A 4,952-nucleotide genomic window follows, 5' to 3' on the forward strand; every position below is an offset into this window, starting at 1 on the left:
CGTCGCGGATGTCCTCCTCGGTGATCTCGCTCTTGGTGCGGCCGGATAGCAGCGTCACCGCGCTGGTCAGCCGCGCGGTGGTGAAGTGCCGGGAGGTGGCGGGCACCTCGTCCAGCGTGCGCACCGCGGCGGCCCGATCCCCTTCGGCGGACAGTGATCTGGCCAACCCGAACGCCGCCGAGATCACCCCGTCGTTGGTCTTCCACACCGTCTCGTAGAACTTGTGGTCGTCGACGTCGCCGGCCAGCTCGGCGGTGGCGGCCAGCGCCAGCTTGGGCGCCAGCTCGCCGGGGAAGGTGTCCAGCACTTCGGTGAAATGCGTTGTGGCCGAGTCGTAGTCGCCGGTGAGCAGCTCGGCGACGGCCTTGTACCACACCAGCCGCCATTGCCAGCCCACCCGCTCGGCCAGGTCGTCGAGCTTGCGGGTGGCCTTGGCCACGTCGCCCAGGTCCAGCAGCGCGCGGACCTCCATCAGCGGCAGCTCCACCGACTCGGACACCTCCACGCCGTCGGCGTCCAGCGTGCCGTGCCGGGCCGCGCGCAACGAATCGAGCGTCTGCACCGGCTGGGACAACACCGTCGCCTGCAGGACCGGGGCGGCGACGTCGGCCGGATCGACCAGCGGAACCTGGAGTGCCGTAACGATTTCGCGGGCGGTCAGCTTCTCCGAGTGAACCTGACCGTCCAGGTACACGTCGGTGTGTGCGACCAGCAGGTCCACCCCGAACGTCGAGCGGCTGGGGGAGAAGATCGTCGACAGGCCGGGCCGCGGGATGCCGGTGTCGTGGGCGACCACCTCGCGCAGCACTCCCATCAGCTGCGCCGACATCTCCTCGGTGCTGCCGAACCGGCGCCGCGGGTCGGGGTCGGTGGCGCGGCGCAACAACCGGCGGAAGGAGTCGTAGGTGGTCAACACCGGGTCGTCCTCGGGCAGGCCGTCGACGTAGCGGCCGTTGCGCGTCTGCAAATTCAGCGTCAGCGCGGCCAGTGTGCGGCCCACCGTGTAGATGTCGGTGGCCACCGTCGGCCCCGTCCGCACGATCTCGGGGGCCTGGAATCCCGGTGTGCCGTAGAGGTATCCGAACGAATTGATCCGCGACACCGCGCCCAGGTCGATCAGCTTGAGCTGCTCCTCGGTGCGCATGATGTTCTCCGGCTTCAGGTCGTTGTAGACCAGGCCGATGGAGTGCAGATAGCTCAACGCGGGCAGGATCTCCAGCAGGTAGGCGACGGCCTCGGCGACGGGCAGCTTCTCACCCTTGCCGTGCTTGAGCGGCTGCCCACCGACGTACTCCATGACGATGAGGCCGACCGGATTGTTGTGCTGATCCTTGTGCTCGACGAAGTTGAAGATCTGCACGATCTGCGGGTGGACCACCTCGGCGAGGAACTGTCGTTCGGCCATCGCGATCGCCTGGGCCTCCGCGTCGCCGGAGTGCACCAGACCCTTGAGCACCACCGGCCGGTCGTTGACGTTGTGGTCGACCGCCAGATAGACCCACCCCAGGCCGCCGTGGGCGATGCAGCCCTTGACCTCGTACTGGCCCGCGACGATGTCGCCGGGATTAAGTTGCGGCAGAAAGGAATACGGGCTGCCGCAGGACGGGCACCAGCCCTCCGACGTGCCCTTGGCTTTCTTGCTGGACCGGCCCACCGGTTTTCCGCAGTTCCAGCAGAAGCGCTTGGATTCCGGCACCACCGGATTGGTCATCAGGGCTTCGAGCGGGTCGATGTCGCGTCCGCGCGGGATCTCGACCAGGCCGCCGCCGAGCTGGCGGACCGCGGGCAGCGATCGCGTCGCGACCGTCAAGCGGTCCTGCGGATCGGTGTCCAGGGCGCCCAGCGAGATGTGCGGAAAGTCGTCGTCATCGTCGTCGTCGTCGAAATCGGGACGGAACAGCGCCTGGGTGGCCTGCAGCCGCCCGGTCGCCGCGCCGGTCTGGACGTCGGCCGGCTGGGTGCCCGGGGCCACGTCCGCCACGTCTTCCGGGCCGGATTCCGGCTGCTCGGTTTGCTTGTCCGGCTCGGCCATCAGTCCAGATACCTCGGCGTGGGCGGGGCCGGCGCGGGACCCAGCACCGTCAACCACTTGCGGTACAACGTGTTCCACGTACCGTCCCGGCGGATCCGTTCCAGGGTTCCGTTGACGAACCGCACCAGTCCGGTGTTGTTCAGGTTGACCCCGATGCCATAGGGCTGGGTGGCCATGTTGGGCCCGACGATGTGCAGATACGGATCCTCTTCGACCAGCCCGGCCAGGATCGAGTCATCCGTGCTGACCGCGTCGATCTCGCGCTGCTGCATCGCCACCAGGCAGTCGGCCCAGTTGACCACCGACACCACGACCGGCGGCGGATCGATCTGCTGGATGCGGTGCAGCGACGTCGTGCCCTTGGCGACGCAGACGCGCTTGCCGGACAGGTCGGAGACCTTGACGATCGACGAGTCGCGCGGGGCCAGGATGCGCTGGTTGGCGTCGAGGTAGACGGTCGAGAAGTTCACCAGCTTGCGCCGGTCGCAGGTGATGGTCATGGTCTTCACCACGATGTCGACCTCGGAGTTCTGCAGCGCGGTGACCCGCTCGTCCGACGACAGGATCCGGTACTCGACGTGCGAGGGCGCCCCGAAGATGTCGCGCGCGATCTCGCCGGCGATGTCGACGTCGAAACCGGTGATCTCGCCGGTGATCGGATCGCGGAAGCTGAACAGGTTGCTGCCGATGTCGAGGCCGACGATCAGCCGGCCGCGGGCGCGGATGTCGGCGACGGCGGCGTCGGCCTCCGCCTTGGTGGGGAAGGGCCGCAGGCTGGCGGTCAGGTCGCAGTTCTGGTTCGGGCCGTCGGGCGGCAGCGGCGGCTGCGGCGGCAACTGCTCCATGCCGACCGGTGTCGGCGGCGGCAACGTCGGCACGCTGGCCACCCGCAACGACTCCGTGTGCCCGCAACCCGCCAGCACCACCACCGCGGCGGTCGCGGCGCCCGCCCGGCGAAGCATCCGCAGGCCGAGCATCATCGATACTCTTTCAGCCTCGGCCACAGGCCCAGCGCCACCGCGATGGCGGCGCCGAGGCTGAGCACCACGCCACCCACCTGGGCGCCGGACAGTCCGCTGCGCGCGTTGATGACGTCGTTGCGCAGCGTGATGCGGCCCTGATCCATGGCCTTGACCAGCTCGTCTTCCAGCTTGTCGAACGCGGGGGTCGAGTCTTCCTCGCTGCTGCCCAGCGCCACCTGCGTCGCGGCCCGGTAGTTACCCACCGAGATGTAGGAGGTGATCCGGTCGTTGGCCTGCCGCCAGCGCAGCAACAGCTGGTCGGCGCCCTCGAGGTCCGGCTTGTCGACGGCGTCGCTGCGGGACATGTACTGGTCGAGCTGGCGGTGCATGGAATCGATGCGCTGGTAGAAGGATTGCTTGCGTTTCTCCTCGTCGCCGCGGCGGATCAGCGACAGGGTTTCGTCGGCGCGCGCCTGCTGGGCGGTGATCGCGACGTTGGTGACGGTCTTGAGGGATTCCGCGGCAGTGTCCTTCGCGCTACGACTGGCCGTCGTAGAAATGGTCAGCGCAGTTCCAACCCAAACCACCATGACGAGAATAGCGAGTGCGCCCACCACCAGGCCCGGGTTGATTCGGCGGCGGGTGCGCCGCGCCAGCCAGCGGTGCGAGAACGCGCCGAAGATCACGGTGGCGCCGACCACCATGATCACCGGGGCCGGGATCTGCGTCGACGCGGTGGTTTCCGCGTCCACCCGCTCCGACGTCGCCTGATACAGCCGCGCCGCGTCGGGCAGGATCGTCGACTGCATCAGGCCCGAAGCCTCCGACAGGTACGACGAGCCGACGGGATTGCCCTCCCGGTTGTTGGTCCGGGCGATTTCTATCAGGCCGGTGTAGACGGCCAGCTCGGCGTTGATCCGGCCCAACAGCTGCACCAGCGGTTCGTCGGTGAGCCCGCTCGAGGCCCGGGTCACGGCGACGGACGCGTCGGTGATGGCCTGCTCGTAGCGCTGGCGCACCGGCTGTGGTTCCGCCTCGGCGATGAACGCGGTCGCCGCCGCGGCGTCGGCCACCGACAGGGTGGTGTAGAGCCGGCCGGCGGCGAACGACAGCGGCTCGGTGTGGTTGAGCACCGTGGTCAGCACCTGCTGCCGGTGGTTGATGGTGGTCGAGGTGGCGAAGGCGCTGATGCCGCCGAGCGCGGCCAGCACGATGCCGATGGTCAAGATGCGCCCCGGCGTCGTGGAGATGAACCACCAGCGGGGATGAGCCGGTTCGGCCGGCGACCGCGATCCCTGCGGCTCGGTCGACGGGTGTGCCAGCTCAACCGTCACGTTTGATCAGCCCTCATCTCTCGGCCACTCGATTTCGCTGCACGGACCTCTATAAGCGAAGTCTAAGAGCATGTTCGGGTGGATGGGTGGAGGCAGACGCAATTGGCGACGCCCCAACCAAGTCTGCATATCCTGAATCGGTGCAGGGCGACGGTGACGGTTGGGTGATCTCCGACAGCGGCGCCCATTACTGGGGCCGGTACGGCGCGGCGGGTTTGCTGCTGCGGGCCCCGCAGTCCGACGGTACGCCCGCGGTGCTGCTGCAGCATCGCGCCGTGTGGAGCCATCAGGGCGGCACCTGGGGACTGCCGGGCGGCGCCCGGGACAGCCACGAAACGCCGGAGGAGACGGCGGTCCGCGAGGCGAACGAGGAGGCCGGGCTGCTCGGCGAGCGGCTGGCGGTGCGCGCCACGGTGGTCACGGCCGAGGTCGCCGGCATCGCCGGCACGCAGTGGAGCTACACCACCGTGATCGCCGACGCCGACGAGTTGCTGCACACCGTGCCCAACCGGGAAAGCGCCGAGATGCGCTGGGTCGCCGAAAACGAGGTGGCCGACCTGCCGCTGCACCCGGGCTTCGCCGCCAGCTGGCAGCGGCTGCGCACCGCGCCGGCGGTGTTGCCGC

Annotated in this window: 4 protein-coding genes; 1 reads left to right on the forward strand and 3 read right to left on the reverse strand. The window is 68.8% G+C overall.

Annotation, left to right across the window (positions count from 1 at the left end):
• The 3 genes from A9W96_RS10170 to glnX form a co-directional block, all read right to left on the reverse strand.
• The coding region (locus A9W96_RS10170; protein WP_067139435.1) for a serine/threonine-protein kinase PknG at positions 1–2,032 on the reverse strand (2,032 nt) is incomplete at its 3' end.
• Positions 2,032–3,009 (reverse strand): glutamate ABC transporter substrate-binding protein, encoded by a 978-nt coding sequence (locus A9W96_RS10175; RefSeq protein ID WP_067139438.1) that lies wholly within the window; start codon positions 3,007–3,009, stop codon positions 2,032–2,034. The genes A9W96_RS10170 and A9W96_RS10175, both read right to left, overlap by 1 nt.
• Entirely contained in the window at positions 3,009–4,328 is a 1,320-nt protein-coding gene (gene glnX, locus A9W96_RS10180; RefSeq protein ID WP_066872410.1) for a protein kinase G-activating protein GlnX, read from the reverse strand. Before glnX ends, A9W96_RS10175 begins: the two co-directional genes overlap by 1 nt.
• A 140-nt stretch (positions 4,329–4,468) precedes the next feature.
• On the opposite strand from glnX, the gene A9W96_RS10185 reads away from it, so the two are divergent.
• Positions 4,469–4,952, forward strand: a 484-nt coding sequence (locus tag A9W96_RS10185) for an NUDIX hydrolase (protein ID WP_067139441.1), incomplete at its 3' end; no start/stop codon positions are given.

The sequence above is a fragment of the Mycobacterium sp. 1245852.3 genome (assembly GCF_001669335.1).
GTDB lineage: Bacteria > Actinomycetota > Actinomycetes > Mycobacteriales > Mycobacteriaceae > Mycobacterium > Mycobacterium europaeum_A.

Excerpts from the sequence above, each read along its gene's own strand:
- A9W96_RS10175 (WP_067139438.1), bottom strand. The coding sequence starts at position 3,009 with ATGCTCGGCCTGCGGATGCTTCGCCGGGCGGGCGCCGCGACCGCCGCG.